This window comes from Kitasatospora sp. MBT63 (assembly GCF_000710465.2).
GTDB lineage: Bacteria > Actinomycetota > Actinomycetes > Streptomycetales > Streptomycetaceae > Kitasatospora.
The window spans coordinates 24,148-43,999 of the sequence record NZ_JAIZ01000819.1; the positions used below are offsets into that span (position 1 = coordinate 24,148).

General features: G+C 74.4%; 17 protein-coding genes and 1 pseudogene. 8 read left to right on the forward strand and 10 right to left on the reverse strand.

All coding sequences use genetic code 11. The annotated features are described in order from the left end of the window. Positions 1-294 precede the first annotated feature (294 nt). Entirely contained in the window at positions 295-732 is a 438-nt protein-coding gene (locus AA75_RS43125) for a hypothetical protein (RefSeq protein ID WP_033826015.1), read from the reverse strand. Between the two features lie 310 nt (positions 733-1,042). On the opposite strand from AA75_RS43125, the gene AA75_RS43130 reads away from it, so the two are divergent. Next, positions 1,043-2,611 (forward strand): CYTH and CHAD domain-containing protein, encoded by a 1,569-nt coding sequence (locus AA75_RS43130; protein ID WP_051814395.1) that lies wholly within the window; start codon positions 1,043-1,045, stop codon positions 2,609-2,611. 55 nt (positions 2,612-2,666) lie between these two features. On the opposite strand, the gene AA75_RS43135 is transcribed toward AA75_RS43130, so the two are convergent. Beyond that, positions 2,667-3,266: a TetR/AcrR family transcriptional regulator gene (locus tag AA75_RS43135; RefSeq protein ID WP_033826016.1), complete on the reverse strand. Its 600-nt coding sequence runs from the start codon at positions 3,264-3,266 to the stop codon at positions 2,667-2,669. A gap of 161 nt (positions 3,267-3,427) precedes the next feature. Between AA75_RS43135 and AA75_RS43140 the strand changes: the two genes are divergently transcribed. After that, positions 3,428-4,132, forward strand: a complete 705-nt coding sequence (locus AA75_RS43140; RefSeq protein ID WP_033826017.1) for an SDR family NAD(P)-dependent oxidoreductase — start codon at positions 3,428-3,430, stop codon at positions 4,130-4,132. 21 nt (positions 4,133-4,153) lie between these two features. Here AA75_RS43140 and AA75_RS43145 read toward each other — a convergent pair whose 3' ends face one another. Both AA75_RS43145 and AA75_RS43150 read right to left on the reverse strand, forming a co-directional pair. Further along, positions 4,154-4,492: a DUF1232 domain-containing protein gene (locus AA75_RS43145; RefSeq protein ID WP_051814407.1), complete on the reverse strand. Its 339-nt coding sequence runs from the start codon at positions 4,490-4,492 to the stop codon at positions 4,154-4,156. Between the two features lie 213 nt (positions 4,493-4,705). Further along, positions 4,706-5,158 (reverse strand): annotated as a pseudogene (locus AA75_RS43150) (SRPBCC family protein); the annotation flags it as partial. 277 nt (positions 5,159-5,435) lie between these two features. Between AA75_RS43150 and AA75_RS43155 the strand changes: the two are divergent. The 3 genes from AA75_RS43155 (at position 5,436) to AA75_RS43165 (ending at position 7,763) form a co-directional block, all read left to right on the forward strand. Further along, positions 5,436-6,497: a hypothetical protein gene (locus AA75_RS43155; protein ID WP_033826018.1), complete on the forward strand. Its 1,062-nt coding sequence runs from the start codon at positions 5,436-5,438 to the stop codon at positions 6,495-6,497. 310 nt (positions 6,498-6,807) lie between these two features. Continuing rightward, positions 6,808-7,200 (forward strand): hypothetical protein, encoded by a 393-nt coding sequence (locus tag AA75_RS43160; RefSeq protein WP_033826037.1) that lies wholly within the window; start codon positions 6,808-6,810, stop codon positions 7,198-7,200. A 170-nt stretch (positions 7,201-7,370) separates the two neighbouring features. Next, entirely contained in the window at positions 7,371-7,763 is a 393-nt protein-coding gene (locus tag AA75_RS43165; RefSeq protein WP_033826019.1) for a nuclear transport factor 2 family protein, read from the forward strand. 53 nt (positions 7,764-7,816) lie between these two features. On the opposite strand, the gene AA75_RS43170 is transcribed toward AA75_RS43165, so the two are convergent. Then, positions 7,817-8,878 (reverse strand): YafY family protein, encoded by a 1,062-nt coding sequence (locus AA75_RS43170; protein WP_051814396.1) that lies wholly within the window; start codon positions 8,876-8,878, stop codon positions 7,817-7,819. 96 nt (positions 8,879-8,974) lie between these two features. Here AA75_RS43170 and AA75_RS43175 point away from each other — a divergent pair, with 96 nt between their 5' ends. The 3 genes from AA75_RS43175 to AA75_RS43180 all read left to right on the forward strand — a co-directional run bounded on the left by AA75_RS43175 (position 8,975) and on the right by AA75_RS43180 (position 10,085). Continuing rightward, entirely contained in the window at positions 8,975-9,391 is a 417-nt protein-coding gene (locus AA75_RS43175) for a VOC family protein (protein WP_033826020.1), read from the forward strand. A 197-nt stretch (positions 9,392-9,588) separates the two neighbouring features. Next, complete coding sequence (locus AA75_RS51335) at positions 9,589-9,744, forward strand: DUF6131 family protein (protein ID WP_199520564.1); 156 nt, start codon at positions 9,589-9,591, stop codon at positions 9,742-9,744. Positions 9,745-9,842: 98 nt separating this feature from the next. Further along, positions 9,843-10,085, forward strand: coding sequence for a DUF6296 family protein (locus AA75_RS43180; protein ID WP_033826021.1), 243 nt, complete (start codon positions 9,843-9,845; stop codon positions 10,083-10,085). A 34-nt stretch (positions 10,086-10,119) separates the two neighbouring features. Here the strand turns inward: AA75_RS43180 and AA75_RS43185 are convergent, their stop codons facing one another. From AA75_RS43185 to AA75_RS43205, 5 genes are all read right to left on the reverse strand, one after another. Beyond that, complete coding sequence (locus AA75_RS43185; RefSeq protein ID WP_033826022.1) at positions 10,120-10,965, reverse strand: siderophore-interacting protein; 846 nt, start codon at positions 10,963-10,965, stop codon at positions 10,120-10,122. A gap of 86 nt (positions 10,966-11,051) precedes the next feature. Next, complete coding sequence (gene sbnB, locus AA75_RS43190; RefSeq protein ID WP_199520565.1) at positions 11,052-12,089, reverse strand: 2,3-diaminopropionate biosynthesis protein SbnB; 1,038 nt, start codon at positions 12,087-12,089, stop codon at positions 11,052-11,054. A gap of 25 nt (positions 12,090-12,114) precedes the next feature. Beyond that, positions 12,115-12,879 carry an AzlC family ABC transporter permease gene (locus AA75_RS43195; RefSeq protein ID WP_051814398.1) on the reverse strand — a complete coding sequence of 255 codons (765 nt, stop codon included), beginning with the start codon at positions 12,877-12,879 and terminating at the stop codon, positions 12,115-12,117. 50 nt (positions 12,880-12,929) lie between these two features. Beyond that, positions 12,930-13,247 (reverse strand): AzlD domain-containing protein, encoded by a 318-nt coding sequence (locus AA75_RS43200; protein ID WP_033826023.1) that lies wholly within the window; start codon positions 13,245-13,247, stop codon positions 12,930-12,932. Between the two features lie 85 nt (positions 13,248-13,332). After that, the gene (locus AA75_RS43205) at positions 13,333-19,851 is read right to left on the reverse strand and encodes a non-ribosomal peptide synthetase (RefSeq protein ID WP_051814399.1); all 6,519 of its coding nucleotides are present in this window, start codon (positions 19,849-19,851) and stop codon (positions 13,333-13,335) included. Position 19,852 lies beyond the last annotated feature (1 nt).

The following is a 19,852-nucleotide window of genomic DNA, read 5'->3' on the forward strand; positions in this document are numbered from 1 at the left end:
CCCGTCAGCCTGCGGCTGCGGGCGGGAGCGCCGGTTCGGGGCCGGGGAGCGGGGCCGGCTGCACCGGCGGCCACGGGTCGGGCACCGGCGGCACGGGCTCGGGCCGGGGCTCGGGCGGCACCGGGTCGGGGCCGCCCGGCGTCGGGGCCGGGCCCGGCAGCGGGCCGGGGCCAGGCCCGCCGGGACCGGGTGCGGGGGTCGGGTTCGGCGGGACGGGGTCACTCGGACGGATCATCTCGGACACTCCTGCGACGGTTCCGACGGGTGCGGACGGCGGCAGCGGAAGGGGACCGGTCAGCGGCGGCGCCGCAGCACCGCCCAGACGATCAGCACCCCCGCGGTCAGCCCCGCGCCCAGCAGGTACGGGCTGCGCCGGACGGGCCGCCCGGTCTCCGTCCAGTCCTGGTACGCCGTCGCCGGCTCCCCGTACCGGGCCCGCTCGGCGGCCCGCTCGGCGGCCTGCCTGACCCGGCCCAGGCCGGCATCACCGGCGTGCACGGCCGCGGCGGTCACCCGGCCGACCGACTCGCGGGCCCGCTCCAGCAGGGAGTGCTCGTCCTCGGTGGGCGGGTCCGCGGGCGGTGTCGGCCCGACGCCCAACAGGTCCTGGGCGGCCAGGGCGTCCCCGAGCAGCAGCTCCGGGTCGTCCGGTACGGGCGTGCCGAGCCCGGGGTGCACGGCGCTGCCGCGCGCCTCGGGCCCGCTGAGCCGGTCGTCGTCTTCGGGTTTCATCGCTACCAGCCTCCGGTCGGTGCGGGACGGTCTGACTCGGACGCGGCGCACGGTCACGCCGCGCCGCCGCTCGCCTTGCCCGTGAACGACGCGGCAAACCCGGCCACCACCGGTCCACCAGCGGTACGGACGGTCGCAGGCACCCGAATCACCGGAGCCCCGCCCGGAGAACGGAAGAGCAGCCGCCCCGTTCCGGGCTCGGGCCCGCGCACGCCCTCGGCACGGCCATTCACACCCGGCCGGGCCCCGTGGAACCGGCCCGCCCGGCGACGAGCGGTTCGACCCGCCGCGCCCGGGCAGACGACCCCGTATGGCGACTGTGCACGAGGAGATCGAACGCAAGTACGACGGCGCCGTGGACCGGCCGCTCACCGCGGCCGAGCTGTCCCACGTCGCGCGCCTGCGCGCCGGCGGAACCGAGAAGCTCGACGCCGTCTACTACGACACCCCCGACCTGCACCTGCTGCGCCGGGGTATCACCCTGCGCCGGCGGACGGGCGGACACGATGCCGGGTGGCACCTGAAGACACCGGGGCCCGACGGCAGCCGGACGGAGACCCGCCTGCCCCTCGGATCGGGCGACGGCCGCAACGGCGACGCCCGCCTACTGCCCGCCGAGCTGGTGGCGCTCACCCGCGCCGATGCCCGGGGCGAGCAGATGGCCCCGGTGGCCCATCTGCGGACCAGGCGCGACCTGACCCTGCTCGTCGACGGCAAGGGCCGCACGCTGGCCGAATTGGCCCGCGACACGGTCTCCGCGGAACTCCTCGGCGCTTCGGCCCGCTCCGACGGCCGTCCCGCCGGGCGGTCCGCCACCACCTGGGTGGAGACCGAGGTCGAGCTGGCCGCCGGGGACCGCGCGCTGCTCGACGAGATCGACGCACGACTGCTCCAACGGGGTCTGCACCACTCGGCGGCCGGGTCCAAGCTCGGCCGCGCCTTGGCGGGCCGCCTGGCGGCCGCGCCGGCCCGCGCCGTACCGGGCCCGGCCGAGCCGTCCGGCGGCGGCGATGCCCCGCCGGGGTCCGTCGGGGCGGCCCTCACCGCCTGCCTGCGGGCCCAGGTCGCCGCGCTGCACGAGCTGGACCCGGCCGTACGGATGGACGAGCCGGACTCCGTCCACCGCATGCGGGTGACCGTCCGGCGGCTGCGCAGCGCGCTGGCCGCGCATCGGCGGATCCTCGACCGGGCTCCGGCCGACCACCTCGACCGTGAACTCCGGCGGCTCGGCAGGGCGCTGGGCGGGGCCCGGGACGCCGAGGTGCTCGCCCGACGTCTCGGCGAGCAGGCGGCGGAGCTGCCGCCCGCCGCCCACCCCGCCGCGGTCGGCGCGGCGATCCGCGCCCGGTTCGAGGTCCGCTACCGGGAGGCGCACCGGGCCGTGCTGCGGGTCATGGACGGGCGCCGCTACTACGCGCTGCTGGACGAGCTGGAGCGGTTCGCCACCCGGCCCCCGCTGAACGGCCGTGCCGGGCGGGGCCGTTCGGAGGCCCGCCGGATGCTGCGCAAGCAGCGGCGGCGCACCGCGCGCCGGCTGCGGACCGCCCTCGCCCTGCCTCCCGGACCGCGGCGCGACCGGGAGCTCCACCGCGCCCGCAAGGCGGCCAAACGCGCCCGGTACGCGGCGGAGAGCGTCAGCCCGCTCGTCGGCGGCCCCGCCGGCCGTACGGTCGACCGGATGAAGCGGATCCAGAAGCCGTTGGGGGCCCACCAGGACGGTGTGATGGGCGAGCGGGCACTCGCCGACCTCGCCGCGGCCACACCGCCGCAGGACGGCGCCGCGGTCTTCGGTCTCGGTGTCCTCTACGCCCGGCAACGGCGGGACGCCCCGCGCCGGGTCGAGCAGGCGGCCGAGGCCGCCGAACGGCTCGAGCACTGACGGCGGGCCCGTACCGCGCCGGACCGCGCCGGACCGACCGGGGCGGGCGGGACGCTCAGTCCGAGGCCGGCCTGAGCAGGTCCTCGACCAGGGTGTCCACCAGGCCGCGGGGGATGCTGGCCCCCGTCAGGGCGCGGTAGGCGATCGGGCCGACGAGCGCGTCGATCGTGGCGTCGGGCCCGAGCCTCGGCGCGACCGTCCCGGCCTCGACCGCCCGGGCGAGCATCTCGCGTTCCAGGCCGCGGCGGGGGTCGAGGTAGCGCCGGTGGAAGGTCCTCGCCATGCCGGGGTCGTGCTGTGCCTGGGCAAGAAGGGCCAGGAGGACCTTGCCGGCGGGGTCGCGGGTGACGAATCGGGCGAACCCGCGGAGGTAGGCACGGATGCTCTCCACGGTGGTCCCGTCCGTGGGGACGGGGAGGCGCTTGTCGCTGTCCTCGATGAGCGTGTCGAGCAGGATCTCGGTCTTCGACGGCCACCAGCGGTAGATCGTCTGCTTGGCGACGCCGGCCCGGCGCGCGATGGCCTCGACGGTCAGGGCGCCGAAGCCGTGCTCGACCAGCAGGTCGTCGGCGGCGTGGAGCACGGCCAGCCGTGCGGCTTCGTCGCGCCGGCTGCCGGACCGCGCCCGCGGGGCCGGAGGGTTCGGGGCGGACATGCCGCACACCCTACCCGCCTCGACGGCCGGGCCCCAAACTGGACGCAACGTCTCGTCTAGACGAGACGTTGCGTCTAGTCTGAGCGTCGCCGCACGGTGATTCCGTACGGCGGGTCCACCCCACGGATCCCTCCACGGATCCCCACAGCGAAGGAACGCCCATGTCCGTCTCCGTCACCCCGTACCGCCGCCGGGCGCTCGTCATCGGCGCCTCCCGAGGGCTGGGCCTCGTGCTCGCCGATGAACTCGCCCGCCGCGGCTGGCAGGTCATCGCCACCACGCGCAGCGCCGGCACCGAGCTGGACGCGGTGGCCCGCGCCCGCAGCGGGCAGCTGACGATCGAATCCCTGGAGATGACCAGCCCCGACCAGCTTGCGGCGCTCCGCGGACGGTTGGACGGGCACCCTCTCGACCTGCTCTTCGTCAACGCCGCGATCGACCGCGGGAACCTGCCGATCGGCGAGGTTCCGACCGAGATGTTCACCGAGGTCATGGTCACCAACGCGCTGAGCCCGATGCGCGCCCTGGAGGCCCTCCGCGGAGCCGTCGCACCCGGCGGTACGGTGGCGGTGATGTCGTCCGAGCAGGGCAGCATCTCGCTGAACACCGAGGACGGCTACGAGCTCTACAAGGCGAGCAAGGCCGCGCTCAACCAGCTGATGCGCAGCTACGCGACCCGCTACGCCGACGACGGGCGGACCAAGCTGCTCATCGACCCCGGCCACAACCGGACCGAGCTCGGCGGGCCCGACGCGCCCCTCCTCCCCCGGCAGAGCATCCCGGCCGTGGTCGACGTCCTCGAAGCCCAGGCCGGCGCCCCCGGCCTGCGGTTCCTCGACCGCCACGGCGAGACCGTCCCGTGGTGAACCGCCTCGGGCCGAGGCGCCTCACCACGGCCCGGCCCGCTCCGGTCCCGGGCCGTCGGGCCCGTCCGCCCGCCGGGCGGCGGGGCCGACGCCGGCCCGGAGCGCGGCCTTGTGCACGGAGCGCAGCGCGACGAGCAGGAAGCCGATGTCGTCCAGCAGGACGGGGTCCGGCAGCAGGTCCACGGGACAGACCAGATAGGCGATGGACGCCCAGAACAGGACCTTCGTCGACATCGGGACACCGGTCGACCGCAGCAGCCTGCGGGCCCGGACCAGCCTGACCACCAGGACGGCCGCGACCGCCAGGGAGGCGACCACGACCGCCCCGGCGAGCCACCAGAACACACCCGTGGCATCCATCCCGACCACCTCCCGCTCCCACACCACTCACTCCCCCGGGCGCCGGCGCCGCAACCCGAGCCGGCGCCCGGCAGCCGGACGGATTCAGCCGTGCCACCTGCCGTCCGGCCCCTCCGCCGGGGGCGGGCCGCCCTCGCCGGTCATCCGGGCCTGCGGCCGGTCGCGGACCGGCGCGTCACCCGGGCCCGCGGCCCGGGCGCTCGAAACCCCGTCCGGGGTCAGCCGCCCCCGCCAGCCGCCGCTCTCCGCACCCCGCTCCTCGATGAAGCCCTTGAACCGCTTCAGGTCGCCCTTGACCTGCCGGTCCAGCACCCCGAGCAGGCCGCCGGCCTTCTCGGCCACGCCGTGCGGCTCGAATTCCATCGCCAGGCTCACCCGGGTGCGGGTGTCGTCGATGCGCCGGAAGGTCACCATGCCCATCTGCTCGACGTCGCCGCCGATGGTGCGCCAGGAGATCCGCTCGTCGGGGAGCTGGTCGATGATCTCGGTGTCGAACTCACGGCGGGCGCCGGCCACCTTGGTCGACCAGTGGCAGTGCCGGTCGTCGGTCTGGCGGACCTCCTCCACGCCGTCCATGAACTGCGGGAAGTCCTCGAACTGCGTCCACTGGTTGTAGACGGCGTGCAGCGGGACGTCCACCTCGATGGATTCCTTCACCCTGGTCACAGCGGTCCCCTTCCGGGTCGACAAGTCGGACCTTCCGTTCACCACGGCGCCTGCCCCGTACCCGGCCGCCCAATCGCGCCGGCCTGCCGATCGCAGCGATCAGCCGGTGGGCCCGGCCGGCGGGCCGTCGCCCGTTTGACCGCGTCCGGGTGGCGTAGCGCGGGCCCGGGCACAGGCTGGGTATCGGACCGAGCCGTTCGCATGCGCGCCGCCCGTCGAGGCGGCCGGCCGGCTCGTCCCTCCGTTGACTCGTCGTTCCACCGATCCAGGAGACCTGATGGTTCGCCCGCTGTCCCTTCCCGCGCCCAACGCCGGGACGGGCCTCATACCTGCCCCCGACCTCGACCTTCCCTCCGACCACCCCGGCGCGAACCTGCTCCCTGTGATCCCACCCGGCGAGGACCTCGCCGCCGCACTGATGCACTCGGCCGCCAGCCGGCCGGTCGAGGAAGTCGCGGACCTGCTGCTCCAGTTGGAGCCCGACCGGACACCGACGCTCACCCCGGCCCTGCACCGGGCGCTGGCGGGCCGGCCGGTCGAGGAACTGGTCCGGCTCCTCACCCTGCTGCGTCCCCGGGACCGTGACGGTGCCGATGCCATCCTGCGGACCGCCGTCCTGACCAGACCTCCGGACGAGGTGGCCGGTCTGACCGTCCTGTTGGCCGCGGAACCCGACAGCGGCATCCGGGACGCGCTCTGCGCGGCGGCGGCGCTGCGCCCGGTCGCCGACGTCGCCCATCTCGCCCAACTCCTGCAGCCCGTACCCGAAGTGGTCCGGCCGGCCGGTCCGGTCCAGCTGCCGGAGCCGTCCGCGCTGTCCGCCCCGGACGCGACGGCACCTGCTCCGTACGCCGAGCTCCCCGACGGGTCCGCGGACGGGCGGGCGCCGGAGCAGATGGCCGCGCCGCGGCCCGCGGTACGGGTCCGGGGCCGCCGGACGCGCTCACAGCTGCGTTGGCCGGCGGCCGGCGCGCTCCTGGCGACCGGGGCGCTCCATCTGCCGCTCGTGCTCCCGCACTGGGGCCAGAACCCGGTCGCGGACGCCGTGTTCACCGCCGTCGCGGCGCTGTGCCTGCTCCTCGCCGTCCTGCTCGTCCTCCGTGACGCGCCGTGGGTGTGGATCGCCGGAGCCGCCGTCGGCGGGTCCGCCATCACCGGCTACCTGATCTCCGGCAGCCTCGCCTTCCCCGACCTGGCCGCTGATCTGACGCAGTGGCAGAGCTACCTGGTGCCCGCCGCGCTGGCCTGCGAAGCCGCCCTGGTGGCGCTGGCCCTCACGCACGCCGCCACCCGCCGCCGCAGGCGCCCGACCGGCGGCCCCGCGGCTCCGGTGATCTGACCCGTCGCCGCGGGCCGTCCGTGCGGACGGCCGGAGCCCGGGCCCGCCATCCGTGGCGGGCCCGGGCTCCGGCTCGTGTGCGCGGGCTCAGAGGCCGAGGTACAGCATGGCGTTGGCCACGACCTCGGACGGCGCGGGGTGGATCCAGTACGGGGTCCCTGCCAGGGTGGGGGCCACCCCCGGGCACCGGACGGACACCGGAGCCGGGCACCCGGTGACGGTCGGATGTCGGCCGCCCGGTGCGGGCACTCCGGGCGTCGCCACCAGCGGCGGGCGTGCCGCGCACCCGTCAGCGGCTATCCTCGGGCCCATGTCGCACCCCGATGAGCTGCTCGTCGCAATCGCCTCGATGGTGGAGTCCGAGCACAGCAATCAGATGCCACTGACCGTAGTCGTCCCCGGTGCGGTCATCACCGGCCGGCTCGCCCCGGAGAGCTTGTGGCGGGAACGGGTCGCGGAGGTCCTGGCCACCTCCGAGCACCTGAAACCGTTCGGCACCCTGTTCGCGGCCCCGACGGAGGGTACGGACGGCCCGACCAGGACGCCCGGGCCGCGCTCCGGAGACATCACCCACCTCCATCTGCACCTCGCCAGGATCCTCCAGGGCAGCTACGGACTCCCGCACACCGGCGGCATGTACCGCATCGCCCTTGCGGAAGTGAGCAGTTGGACGGTGGGAGACCTCAGCTACTCGGACCAGTAGCACCCGACGAGAACCCTACGAGGGCGGCCGGACACCCCGGCACCCCACGGAAATTTAGCGTGTGCGAAGCACGCTTATTCCGGTACAGTTCCGGGTCGTACCTCGGGCAGCCGACTTCTGCGCCCGATCAGTCATGCGGGGCACTCCCCCGCGCACCAAAGGGAACCCCCGTGAACCGCACCGACATCCGCGCCGCCCTCACCGACCTGCTCCTCACCCCGGGGCTCGACCTCGACGAGGCCGCGGACCGGCACTTCGCCCCCGACTACCGCCAGCGCACCGACGGGCGCTGGGACGACCGGACCGGGTTCCTCACCCACATCGCCCACCTGCGGAAGGTCGTGGCCCACGGCACGGTCACCGTCCACGACGAACTCGTCGACGGCGACCGCTACGCGGACCGCCACACCGTCACGGTGACCAAGGTCGACGGGTCGACCGTCCGCATGGAGGTCTACCTGTTCGCCGAGTTCGCCCCCGACGGCCGCTTCCGCCGGGTCGAGGAGACCACCCTGATGCTCGAAGGCGCCGAGGGGGACCGCAACCTCGGCAGCGCCCGCTGAGCTCCGGCGTCCCGGGGCCGCCGCCGCCCGCCGGCGACGGCCCCGGACGCCGGTCACCCCTCGCCGGCCCGCTGCTCCTCATCCACCCGCCGCGCCTCGCCCGTCGCCTCCCGGCCGGCGGACGACGCCAGGCGGCCGGCGAGCCCGAGTACCAGCTCGCGCAGCTCCTCCGGCTGCTCGATCACGAACGGCCCGTCGATCGCGGCGAGCACCGCCGGGAGCCAGTCCAGCCGCTCGGCCCGGAGTTCCACCCGGGACCAGCCTGAAGGCCTGCCGCCCGCGCCGTCGGCGGGGCCGTCCACGGGCTCGTCCGCAGGCCCCTCCACGGTCGCGACGCTCACGGGGAGCCAGGTCCTGATCCGCTCGGGTGCCGCCCCGATCCGCAGCACCACGTGGTGGCGGTAGGCCGCCTCCGTGAACCCGGCCATGACGCGCTCCGCCGGGTCCGGCCCGGCAGGCGGCTCGAAGGTCCCCGGGCGGCTGCGCACCTCGGAGATCCGGTCCAGCCGGAAGGTCCGGTCCTCGCCGACGGCCGGGTCGGCCGCCGACACGTACCACCTGCCGGAGTGGACCACCAGCCCGTACGGATGGATCGTGCGGACGCTGCGCCGTCCGTCGGCGGCGGTGTAGCCGATCTCGACCGGTGAGCGGTGGCGGACGGCGTCGGCGACGGCGAGCAGCACCGCGCTGTTCACGTCGGTGCCGGGCGGTGCGGCGGTGAAGGCGAGCGAGCCGAGCAGCGCGTCCAGCCGGTCCGCCGACCGCCGGGGAAGCACCCTGCGGACCTTGGCCAGGGCGGTCCCGGCCGCCGTCGCCGACGACGACGACGTACCGAGCCCGCCCGTCCGTCCGGTGACCAGCCCCAGCACCACCGCCACGGCCTCGTCGTCGCTGAGCATCAGCGGGGGCATCCGGTAGCCGGGCCCGAGCCGGTAGCCGCCGTACCGGCCGCGCACCGAGACCACCGGGACGTCCAGCTCGATCAGGTGCGCGATGTAGCGCCGGACCGTGCGCTCGTCCACCTCCAGCCGGCCGGCGAGCTCTGCGAGGGTCCGCAGGCCGCCCGACTGGAGGAGTTCCAGCAGCGCGAGGACGCGGGACGTCGGTTTGGACATACCGGGGATTCTCCCGCGGATACCGGGCGGATTCCGTCCGGTATCCGATCTAGCGTGGTGCGTGTCGCCCACTCCGTCGATCAAGGGAGCCACACCGTGCACCTCGCATCCATCCGCGTCATCACCGAGGACGTCGCGCGCCTCGTCGAGTTCTACGAACGCGTCACCGGGACGGCCGCCGTCTGGAGCAACGAGGACTTCGCCGAGATCACGGCGGGGTCGGATGGGTCGGCGGGAGCGGGCACGCTGGCCATCGGCAGCACCCGTACCGTCCCGCTCTTCGCGCCCGGCTCGGCCGAGGCCGGTGCCAACCGCAGCGCGATCGTCGAGTTCCTCGTCGACGACGTCGACGCCCTCCACACGGCACTGGCCGGGCACGGCACGGAGTTCGTCAACGAGCCCACCACGATGCCCTGGGGCAACCGGTCGCTGCTGCTACGCGATCCGGACGGCAACCTGGTCAACCTCTTCACCCCGGTCACCCCGGCCGCGAAGGCGAAGTTCGGACGCTGAGGCGGGGGGTCAGCAGCCGGTGTTGTGCAGGCCGGGTGTCTCGAAGTTCCCCTGGCCCTCGACCGCGAGGACGCCGTAGATGGCCGGGATCCGGTCGGCAGTCCGTCCGCCAGCACCGGTTCGATGTCCGGCACATGGGCAGACGTGTGGCGAGGGGGCTCGACCCGGCGGGGGGAACGACCTGGCAGGAGCAGGAAATGATCGTCCTCGGAGTCATCATCCTCGTCATCGGCCTGATCACCGGCCTCGGCGTCCTTTGGACCATCGGCGCCGTGCTCGTCGTCGTCGGCCTGCTCCTGTGGATCCTCGGAGCCGTCGGCCACGAGGTCGGCGGACGCCGCCACTACTGGTGACCCGCTGGGGTCACCCGAGCACGACGACCGTCCCGGAGGGCGGCGGGCGCCGGACACCCGCCGCCGCCCCGGGGAGCACACCAGGCACGGTGAGAGACATGACCACCCCGACCGCCAGCCGCTGGCTCCTCACCTTCCCCGGCCCGCAGGGCTGCCACGGCAAGCAGGAGAGCGTCCTGGTCGAGCACCACGGCGCCCGCGGCCCGAACGGCCACCCGCTGTACTCCAACGCCGGCCGCACCGTCCAGGTGGAGATCACCGAGAACGGCGTGGCCTACCTCCTGAGCAGCGGGGACCTGCCCATGCCGGACACCCCCGTCCACGCCCAGCCGCTGCCCTGACGGCCCGGCACGGGGCTCAACCCGTGCCGGTGCGTCAGGCGCCCTGCTGCTCCTGCTCCGCCTCCACCTGGGCGTTCCACTCGCGCTTGCCGGCCCGCCACGCCTCGTCGCTCTGGCCGAGCCGCCAGTACCCGGAGATCGAGAGCCGTTCGCGCGGCACGCCGCGGTCCAGGCGCAGGTGGCGCCGCAGCTCCTTCACGAAGCCCGCCTCGCCGTGGACGAAGGCGCAGACCTCGCCGGGCGGGAACTCCAGGGCGGTGACCGCCTCCACCAGCGTCTCGCCCGTGGCCCGGCCGCCACGGTGCAGCCAGCCGACCGCCATCCCGTCCGGGGTGACGATCTTCTGCTCCTCCGCGGCGTCCGCGACCTCGACGAAGGCGTGGACGATCGCGCCCGCCGGCATCCGCTCCATCGCGGCGGCGATCGCGGGCAGCGCGCTCTCGTCCCCGACCAGCAGGTGCCAGTCGGCCGCCGGGTCCGGTACGTAACCGCCGCTGGACCCGCCGAACCGCACGGTGTCGCCGACCTGCGCGGCGGCCGCCCACGGTCCGGCCAGCCCCTCGTCGCCGTGCACCACGAAGTCGATGGTCAGCTCGCGCGCCGCCGCGTCCCAGGACCGCACCGTGTATGTCCGCGACACCGGCCACTGCTCGCGCGGCAGCTCCTCCCGGATCCACCCCAGGTCCCAGGGCTCCGGGTAGGCTGCGCCCGGCGCCGCGAACAGCACCTTGACGTACTGGTCGGCGAACTCCGCCCCCTCGAAGCCCTCGAGCCCCGCTCCCCCGAGCACCAGCCGCACCATGTGCGGGGTGATCCGCTCGGTGCGCAGCACCTGCGCCTCCCGCACCTGCGGCGCCTTCCGGGCCTGCTGCTCTGCCATTGGTTCCCCCTGATCTCGCCATGGTGACAACGCCGCAAACTAACACCCCGGGGGCGGCGACGCCCGCCGCCCCCGCCGTCCCGCGGTCAGGCGTAGCGGCTGAGGTCGTGGAAGAAGTCGGCGACCGGGGCGGCCAGGCCGCGCTGCAGGGCCCGGCGGTAGACGGTGACGCCGACGGCGAGGTCGAGGACGCCGAGGCCGAACGGGGAGAAGATCAGCGGGCGGTCGGCGGGCAGCTCGGCCTTGCCCTGGAGGACGTCGTACAGCGTGCCGGTGAGGAAGTCGCGGTTTCCGGTGAGCTGTTCGGCCAGGTGCGGGGAGGTGTCGGCCTTCAGGCAGTGGTCGATGTCGTCGACGATGTTGGTCGAGGCGAGGACGATCTCGGGTGAGAGGTCGCGCAGCGAGACGTGCAGCACGGTCGGGTTGTGGTCGAACCAGGTGGGCTCCTGGACGTGGGGGGCGCCGGCCGTGGTGGCGAAGACGATCAGGTCCGAGGAGCGGATGGCCTCCTCGGCGGTCGGTACCACGGTGATCCGCGCGGTGCGGCCCTGCTCGGTGAGGTAGCCGGCGAAGGCGGTGGCGTACTGCTCGCTGGTGTCGAAGATGGTGACGGTGTCGAACTCCCAGCCGGTGCCGTGCAGGTACTTCTCGATGTACCGGGCGATCAGGCCGGTGCCGAAGAAGGTCACGGTGCGCGGGCGGGCCCGGTCGCGGTGCAGTTCGGCCGCCGCGAGCGCCGCGGAGGCGGCGGTGCGGGTCGCGCTGATGATGGAGCTCTCCAGGCAGGCGAACGGGTAGCCGGTCTCGTGGTCGTTGAGGATCAGGACGGCCGAGGCGCGCGGCAGCCCGGAGGCGATGTTGCCGGGGAAGCTGGAGATCCACTTGATGCCGTCGACGCCGAACTCGCCGCCCAGGGCGGCCGGCAGCGCGATGATCCGCGAGTCGGGGCGGTCCGGGAAGCGCAGGAAGTAGCTCGGCGGGTTGACGCTCTGCTGCTCGCCGTGGGCGAGGTAGGCGCGGCGCACGATGTCGACGATCCCGGCCGGGTCGCCGTCCAGGACCTCGTTGACGACGGCTCCGCCGATGACGGAGAACTGCGGTGCGGCAGAAATGATGTGCTCCAAGGTGGAAGTGACGGGTGGAGGGAGGTCAGTGGTCCGGGGCCTCGGCGGGTACCGCAGGTGCTGCACCGGCGGCCCTGCCGCGTACCGCCGACTCCCAGACGGTCGCCGTGCCGGCGGCCAGCAGCGTGGCGCAGAACAGGCCGCTCTGGTACGGCAGGTGGTGCAGCGCCAGCGACAGCGCGCCCGCCAGCAGGCCGATCGCCACCGCCCGGAAGCTGGTGAAGCAGGAGACCACCAGGCCGATGTAGGTGGCGTAGATGGCGAAGTCCAGGCCGAGGCCGTCCAGGCTGCCGAGGTCGCTGCCGAACAGCCAGCCGACCAGCGAGCTGCTCAGCCAGGCCGCGTACACGGCGACCGAGGCGGCCAGCACGTTCCAGTGCTGCTCGCCGGGGCCGGGCTGCTCCCGGTAGCGCTTGGCGGCCAGCGCGTAGATGGCGTCCGTCATGCCGTACGCGAGCACGGCCCGCCAGGCGGCGGACAGGTGCTTGATGGACGGCGACAGGGCGGCCGAGTAGAACACGTGCCGGGCGTTGACCACCAGGGTGGTGAGCACCACCAGCGGCCAGGCGACGCCGGAGGACAGCATGCCGACGCCGATCATCTGCGCCGAGCCGCCGTTGACCAGGGCGCTGAGCAGCATGGTCTCCAGCAGGCTCCGGCCGGACTGCTGCGCCACCGCCCCGAACAGCAGGCCGAACGGGACGGCGCCCACCACGATCGGGACGGACGCCAGCGCGCCGCTGCGCACCTCCGCCGATCGGGTCGTGGCGGTGACGGTGACGGTGGTCATCGACGTCCTTTCCGTGTCGTGGTGCGGGGTCCCGCCGGACGGCCGGGGCCTCACTGGAAGAGCTTGGTGAGCGCGAACCCCGCGACCGCGCAGGCGAACACCAGGAAGAAGTTGTCCCGTCTGACCGCGCCGACCCCGAACCCGACCAGCGCGCCGACCAGGTAGGGCGTCAGCCAGCCCGGCCCGCGCTCGGCGGGCGGCGCGAGCAGCACCGACGGCACGATGATCGCCATCAGCACGGCCGGCATGACGTACGGCAGCGCCTGCTCGATCCGGGGCGAGATCTTCTCCGGTTTCAGCGGTCCGAAGAAGCTGAAGCGCAGCGCGAAGGTCACCGCGCCCATCAGCACGATGGTCAGGATGTTCACGTCGGGTACTCCTTGGTTCGGGGCGCCGCCCGGCGGCCTGCGAGTCGGCCGTCGATGACCGGCCGTCGGTGCCGGTGACGGGCCGTCAGCGGTCGGCAGCCGTCACGGCGGGCCGGCCGCCCAGGCTCTCGCGGACCAGCCCGGCGATCAACTCCGGCCTGGTGGTGTTGAGGTAGTGGCCGCCGTGGTCGGTCACCACGATCCGGGCCTGCGGGTCGAAGGCCCGCCAGGTGTCGGCGGCGTCCGGGCGGCCGCCGGTCAGCGGGTCGTCGGTGGCGATAACGGCTGTGACCGGGCAGTCGAGCGGCTGCTCCGCCAGCGCCGTCAGCGCCCGGTGGAACCCGCGGGTGGCCTCCACCGTGTCGTAGCGGAACGCGCCCGCCAGGTCGGCCCGTTCGGCGGCCGAGAAGCCGTCCACCTCGGTCAGACCGGTGTTGTCGGCCAGCCACTGCAGCACCTGCTGCTCCGACATGCCGAGCACCTCGTTGGCGGTGTGGTCGGCGGGGTCGGCCGAGCGGAGCACCTTGGAGAGCACCAGCAGGCCGCGGACGTCCGCTCCGCGCCGGCGCAGCGCCGTCACCAGCAGCAGGCCGAGCGCCGATCCGGCGCAGTGGCCGAGGACGGTGACCGGTCCGGCGGCGCGGGCGGCGACGGCGTCGGCGAGCTCCTCGGCGAGTTGCTCGACCGGGCGGTGCGGGCGGGTGTCGGCCGCGGTGCGCCCGGGCAGCTCGGCCCCGAGCACCCGGACCGCCTCGCCGCCTCCCGCCAGCTCCCGGGCCAGCGGCACGTAGCTGACCGCGCCGCCGCCCGCGAACGGTATGCAGACCACGGTGGCCGCGGCCTCGGGCGCGTCCGCGCCGGCCGCCCCGGTGAGGTCGACCAGCAGCTCCCGGGGGCCGGCCGCGGCCTCGGTCAGGCTCGCGGCGAGCCGCCGCGCGGTCGGGCGGGCCAGCAGGGTGCGCAGGCCGATCCGGCCGTCGGAGAGCGCGGCGACCTTCATCGCGGCGATCGAGTGGCCGCCCAGGTCGAAGAAGTTGTCGGTGACCGACACCTGCTGCGCGGTCAGTCCGAGCACCCGGCCGAAGAGGTCGCACACCAGGCGTTCCTCGTCGGTGGCGGGCGGCTCGTACGCCTGGCCGGTCAACGCGACCTCCAGCCGCTCCAGCGCCCGGCGGTCGGTCTTGCCGTTCGGGGTGAGCGGGAACTCCTCCAGGCGGACCAGGACCTCGGGGTGCATGTAGCCGGGCAGGGTGGCGGCCAGGCCGCGCCGGAAGGCCTCGAGGTCGGGGGCGGCGGTGCCGGTGTAGTACGCCACCAGCCGCTTCTCGCCGGCCAGTTCGCGGGCCAGGGTGAGCGCGCCGTCCACCCCGGGCAGCCGCTCGAGTGCGCCGTCGATCTCGGAGAGCTCGATCCGGTAGCCGCGCACCTTGACCTGGTGGTCGTTGCGGCCGGCGCAGTCCAGGATGCCGCCGGGCAGCCAGCGGCCGACGTCGCCGGTCCGGTAGAGCAGCGCGGAGCGGTCGTCGAGGGTGTTGGGCCGGAACACTGCGGCCGTGCGGTCGGGGTCGTTGACGTAGCCGAGGCCGACGCCCGCGCCGGTCACGCAGATCTCGCCGAAGCTGCCGAGCGGGCGCAGCGCGTCGTCGGGGCCGACCACGTGGATGCCGGTGTTGAGCACCGGCCGGCCGACCGGGACCCGGACGCCGTCGAGCGCGGACTCGATCCGGTGGTGGGTCACGTCGTCCGAGGCCTCGGTCGGCCCGTACGCGTTGACCAGCGGGATCGCCGGGTACTGGGCGAACCAGCGGCGGGTGAGCGCGGGCGGCAGCGGTTCGCCGGTGACCAGGTTGACCCGCAGCCGGGGCAGCGGGGCGGGGCGCTGGGCGGTCTCGGTGAGCACCGCGTCCAGGTAGGAGGGGACCACCTCCAGCACGGTGATGCCGTCCTCGGCGAGGCCGTGCAGGAACGCCGGGATGTCGACCACGGCGTCCTGGCCGTAGACCACGGTGGCGCCGCCGGTCGTCCAGGCGACCAGCAGCTGCCAGACCGAGATGTCGAAGCACTGGGTGGCGAGCTGGGCGACCCGGTCGTCCCGGGTGAGGTCGAGGTCGACCACCTTGGCCAGCAGGTGGTTGAGCATGCCCAGGTGGCGGATGAGGGCGCCCTTGGGTTCGCCGGTGGAGCCGGAGGTGAAGATCAGGTACGCCGGGTCGTCCGGTCCGGGCCGCGGTCCGCCGCCGGCCGGCTCGACGTGTTCGGCGTCCTGCGGGAGGAGCAGCTCGGGTTCGGCGCCGGCCGCGGCGAGGCTCGCCCGCAGCCGGTCGGCGTCGGCGGCGTCGGCGACCAGGTGGCGGGAGCCGCTGCGCCGCAGGACGGCCGCGATCCGGTCGGCGGGGTGGTCGATGTCCTGCGGGAGGTAGACGGCGCCGAGCTTGAGCAGGGCGAGGACGGTCACCGCCCACGGCACGCCGCGGGTGAGCACGGTGGTGACCACGTCGCCTGCGCGGACCCCGCGACTGCGGAGGTACGCGGCGGTGCGCTCGGCGGCGAGGTCGAGTTCGGCGTAGCTGAGGCGCTGTCCGTCGTGGACGAGCGCGATCCGTTCGGGGGTCCGTTCGACGTGGTGGGCGAAGCGGTCCAGGAAAGTGCCCTCGGGCAGTTGGTACGCGGGCCCGCCGAAGCCGCGCAGTTCGGCCTCCTCGGCGTCGCCGAGCAGGGCGGCCGGTTCGCGGGGCGCGTCGGCGTCGGCGGTCAGCGCGGTGAGGGCGCGCCGGTAGTGGCCGCCGATCCGGGTGATCTGGTCGGTGCCGAAGGCGTTGGCGTGGAAGTGGATGCTGAGCTGCACCTCGTCGGTGACCGCGTCCTGGGAGAACTCGGCGCGGAACGGGAACTCGGTCTGGGCGTTCACCACCGAGCGGACCAGGCCGAAGCCGTCCCGTTCGGTGAGGCTCTTCAGCACGTGGAAGTGGGTGAAGTTGAAGACCGTCTCGAACAGCGGCTCGCGGCTGCCGACGGCGCGCTTGATCTCGGCCATCGGGTAGCGGCGGTGCGGCAGCATCGCGGTCTCGGCCCGGTAGACGGCGTGCACCAGTTCGGCCCAGCTGCCGGGGGTGAGGGTGGTCCGGAACGGTACCGAGTTGAGGAACAGGCCGGGGATGTTCTCGCCGCCCTCGACCTCGGGGCGCCCGGAGTGCTCGTAGCCGGTCAGGACGTCGTCGGTGCCGGCCACGAAGCCCAGGACGGCGGTGTGCGCGGCGAGCAGCAGCGACTTGACCGGGACGCGCAGCGCGGCCGCGGTGGCGACGACCGCCGCGGACATGCCGGCGGGCAGCTCGACGTCGTGGATCACCACCTCGGGGATCTCGGCGGCGGAGTCGGCGGCGTAGCGCGGCAGGGCGGTGCTCTCGGCGCCGTCCATCAGGGTCAGCCAGAAGGCGCGCTGTTCGGGCGAGTCGACGGCCTGCCGCTCCAGGGCCACGAAGTCGCGGTAGGACAGCCGGGTTTCGGCGGCGGGCAGGTCGCGGCCGTCGAGCAGGGCGAAGTAGGTGCTGAACAGGTCGCGGTGGACGGTGTTGACGCTCCAGCCGTCGAGGGCGGCGTCGTGGTAGCTCAGCGAGTACTGGTAGTCCGCCTCGCCGAGCAGGTGCAGGTGCACCCGGACCAGGTCGGGGGTGCCGTAGCGGAAGCCGTCGCGCAGTTCGTGTTCGGCGAACCGGGCGAGTTCCTGCTCCTGGCGGTCGGCCGGGTGGTCGCGCAGGTCGGTCACGGTGAGCGGCAGCGGTGCGTCGCCGTGCACCACCTGGACGGGTTCGGCGAAGCCGGAGAGGTGGAAGGAGGTGCGGAACACGGCGTGCCGGCGGGCCACCTCGGCGACCGCGCGGGCGAAGGTGTCGACGTCCACCCGGTCGGCGATCCGGTAGCTGAGGATGTCGTGGTAGAGGCCCTCGCTGTCGCTGCGGGCGGCCTCGAAGATCAGCCCGACCTGCAGCCGGGACATCGGGTAGGCGTCCTCGGCGCCGGCCGGCAGCAGCGCCCGGTCGGCGGCGGTCAGCAGCGCGAACGGTTCGGCGGCGGGTGCGGGGGCGTCGGCGGCCGGGTCCCCGGCCGTGGCGCGGCCGGCCAGTTCGCCGACGGTTGGGTGGGCGAACAGCTGCTGGAAGGTGAAGCGCAGCCCGGCCGCCCGGGCCCGGGCCAGCACGGCGATGAAGGTGATCGAGTCGCCGCCGAGCGCGAAGAAGTTGTCGTGGACGCCGACCTGTTCGACGCCCAGCACGTCCGCCCAGATCCCGGCGAGGGTGTGCTCCTCGGCGGTGCGCGGCGCCACGTGCGCGGTGGCGGCCGGGGCGGCGGGCCGCGGCAGCGCGCCGAGGTCGCGCTTGCCGTTGTGGTTGGTCGGGATGGCCGGGACCTCAACCAGGTGCGGCGGGACCATGTACGAGGGCAGGTCGGCCGCGAGCGCCTCGCGCAGCCGGGCCTCGCTGTAGCCGGGGCCGGGGACCACGTAGCCGACCAGGGCGCGGTTGCCGGCCTCGTCGGTCACCGTGGTGACGGCGACGTCGGCGACGCCTGGGCAGGCGGCGGCGGTGTGCTCGATCTCGCCGAGTTCGATCCGGTAGCCGCGGATCTTGACCTGGCTGTCGATCCGCCCGAGGTACTCGACGGTGCCGTCGGGCAGCCAGCGGGCCAGGTCGCCGGTGCGGTACAGCCGCCCGGCCGGTTCGAAGGGGTTGCGGACGAACCGCTCCTCGGTCAGCTCGGGTGCGTTCAGGTAGCCGCGGGCCAGGCCGGTGCCGGCGATGCACAGCTCGCCGGGGGTGCCGATCGGGGCCAGCTCGTCCGACCTGGTGCGGATGTAGAGCCGGATGTTGTCGATCGGGCGGCCGATCGGGACCGACCGGGTGGTGTCGACGCCGGTGCAGGGCTGGCAGGTCACGTCGACGGCCGCCTCGGTCGGGCCGTACAGGTTGACCAGCTCGGCGAAGCCGCCGAGTTCCCGGGTGAACTGTTCGGTGTGGCCGACCGCGAGCGCCTCGCCGCTGGCGAAGACCGTTCGCAGGGTGGCCAGTCGGGCGCTGCGGCCGGTGGCGGCGGCGTACTGCAGGAAGGCGCCGAGCATCGACGGCACGAAGTGCGCGGTGGTGACGGCGGCCTCGGTGATCCGCTCGGCGATCTTCTCCGGGTCGCGTTCGTCGCCGCCGGGCAGGGTGACGACGGCGGCGCCGGCCAGCGACCACCAGAAGATCTCCCAGACCGAGACGTCGAAGGTGAACGGCGTCTTGTGCAGGATGACGTCGTCGGCGGTGAGCGGGTAGGCGCGCTGCATCCACCAGAGCCGGTTGACGATCGCCCGGTGCTCGACCATCACGCCCTTGGGGCGGCCGGTGGAGCCGGAGGTGTAGATCACGTACGCGAGGTCCTCGGGGCCGCTGACTGCGGGCAGGTCGGCGGGGTCGGCCGCGGCGACGGCGGGGCCCGCCAGGTCGAGCACCGTCCGGCCGGTGACCGCGTGCGCGGTCTCCTCGGCGACCACGACCAGCCGGGTGCCGCTGTGGTCGAGGATGTAGTCGATCCGGCCCTGCGGCAGGGTCGGGTCGATCGGGAGGTAGGCGCCGCCGGCCTTGAGCACGGCGTAGACCGCGACCAGCATCCGCGGGGAGCGCGGGACGCAGACGCCGACCACGTCGCCGGCGCCGATGCCGCGCTCGCGCAGCACCCGGGCGAGGCGGTTGGCGGCGGCGTTCAGTTCGGCGTAGCTGGTGCCGTCGTCGGCGACCGCGACGGCGTCGGGGGTGGCGGCGGCCCGTTCCTCCAGGAAGCGGTGGAGGGTGCGGTCGGCCGGGAAGTCGGCCTCGGTGGCGTTGAACTCGCCTGCGATGAGGGCGCGTTCGGTGTCGGTCGGGGACAGCAGCGGGGACAGCAGCTGCGCGGTGTCCTTGAGCAGCGCGCCGCACAGCTCCGCGAAGGAGTCGGCCAGCCGCCGGGCGGTCGCCTCGGTGAACAGCCGTGCGTCGTAGTGGAGTTCGATCCGGCCGGCGCCGCCTTCCGGGCCCGGCCGCAGGTCGAACAGCAGCGGGCAGCCCCGGGCGTCGGCGTCCTGTTCGGTGAGGTCGCCGTCGACGGCGAGCATCAGGTCACCGGGCCGGGTCCGGTCGCGGTCCAGCAGCGCGGACAGCGGGAGGTCGAGGTGGTCCAGGGCCGCCAGGTAGGCGCCGCGCAGCGTGCCGAGCAGGTCCCGTCCGGTGGTCGTGTCCTGGAGTCCGACGCCGACCGGTACGGTGCGCGTGGCGCCCTGGTGCGCGGCGCCGGGGACCGGCAGGAAGACGGTCACCCGATCGCGGTCGGTGGCCCGGGCCGCGAGCAGCGCGAGGACCGCGCCGCCGACCACCCGGAGCAGCAGCGGGTCGCCGTTGGTGAGCGCGCGGGCTGCGGCCACGGTCTGCGGCGCCAGCGGGGCGGTGGCGAGCGGGCGCGGGCCGGTGTGCTTGCGCAGGTGGTCGCGGACCAGGGCGGTCGGTTCGGCCCAGTCGGCCAGGTGCTGCTGCCAGAAGGCCGCCTGCTGCGGGAAGTCCCGCAGGGCGAGCTGGAGTTCGAGGGCGTTGCTCACG

What these genes read in the sequence shown, in the direction of transcription:
- AA75_RS43130 (WP_051814395.1), top strand. Translation starts at nt 1,043, where the DNA reads ATGGCGACTGTGCACGAGGAGATCGAACGCAAGTACGACGGCGCCGTG.
- AA75_RS43125 (WP_033826015.1), bottom strand. Translation starts at nt 732, where the DNA reads ATGAAACCCGAAGACGACGACCGGCTCAGCGGGCCCGAGGCGCGCGGC.
- AA75_RS43140 (WP_033826017.1), top strand. Translation starts at nt 3,428, where the DNA reads ATGTCCGTCTCCGTCACCCCGTACCGCCGCCGGGCGCTCGTCATCGGC.
- AA75_RS43195 (WP_051814398.1), bottom strand. Translation starts at nt 12,879, where the DNA reads ATGACCACCGTCACCGTCACCGCCACGACCCGATCGGCGGAGGTGCGC.
- AA75_RS43185 (WP_033826022.1), bottom strand. Translation starts at nt 10,965, where the DNA reads ATGGCAGAGCAGCAGGCCCGGAAGGCGCCGCAGGTGCGGGAGGCGCAG.
- AA75_RS43170 (WP_051814396.1), bottom strand. Translation starts at nt 8,878, where the DNA reads ATGTCCAAACCGACGTCCCGCGTCCTCGCGCTGCTGGAACTCCTCCAG.
- AA75_RS43135 (WP_033826016.1), bottom strand. Translation starts at nt 3,266, where the DNA reads ATGTCCGCCCCGAACCCTCCGGCCCCGCGGGCGCGGTCCGGCAGCCGG.
- AA75_RS51335 (WP_199520564.1), top strand. Translation starts at nt 9,589, where the DNA reads ATGATCGTCCTCGGAGTCATCATCCTCGTCATCGGCCTGATCACCGGC.
- AA75_RS43145 (WP_051814407.1), bottom strand. Translation starts at nt 4,492, where the DNA reads ATGGATGCCACGGGTGTGTTCTGGTGGCTCGCCGGGGCGGTCGTGGTC.
- AA75_RS43180 (WP_033826021.1), top strand. Translation starts at nt 9,843, where the DNA reads ATGACCACCCCGACCGCCAGCCGCTGGCTCCTCACCTTCCCCGGCCCG.
- AA75_RS43155 (WP_033826018.1), top strand. Translation starts at nt 5,436, where the DNA reads ATGGTTCGCCCGCTGTCCCTTCCCGCGCCCAACGCCGGGACGGGCCTC.
- AA75_RS43160 (WP_033826037.1), top strand. Translation starts at nt 6,808, where the DNA reads ATGTCGCACCCCGATGAGCTGCTCGTCGCAATCGCCTCGATGGTGGAG.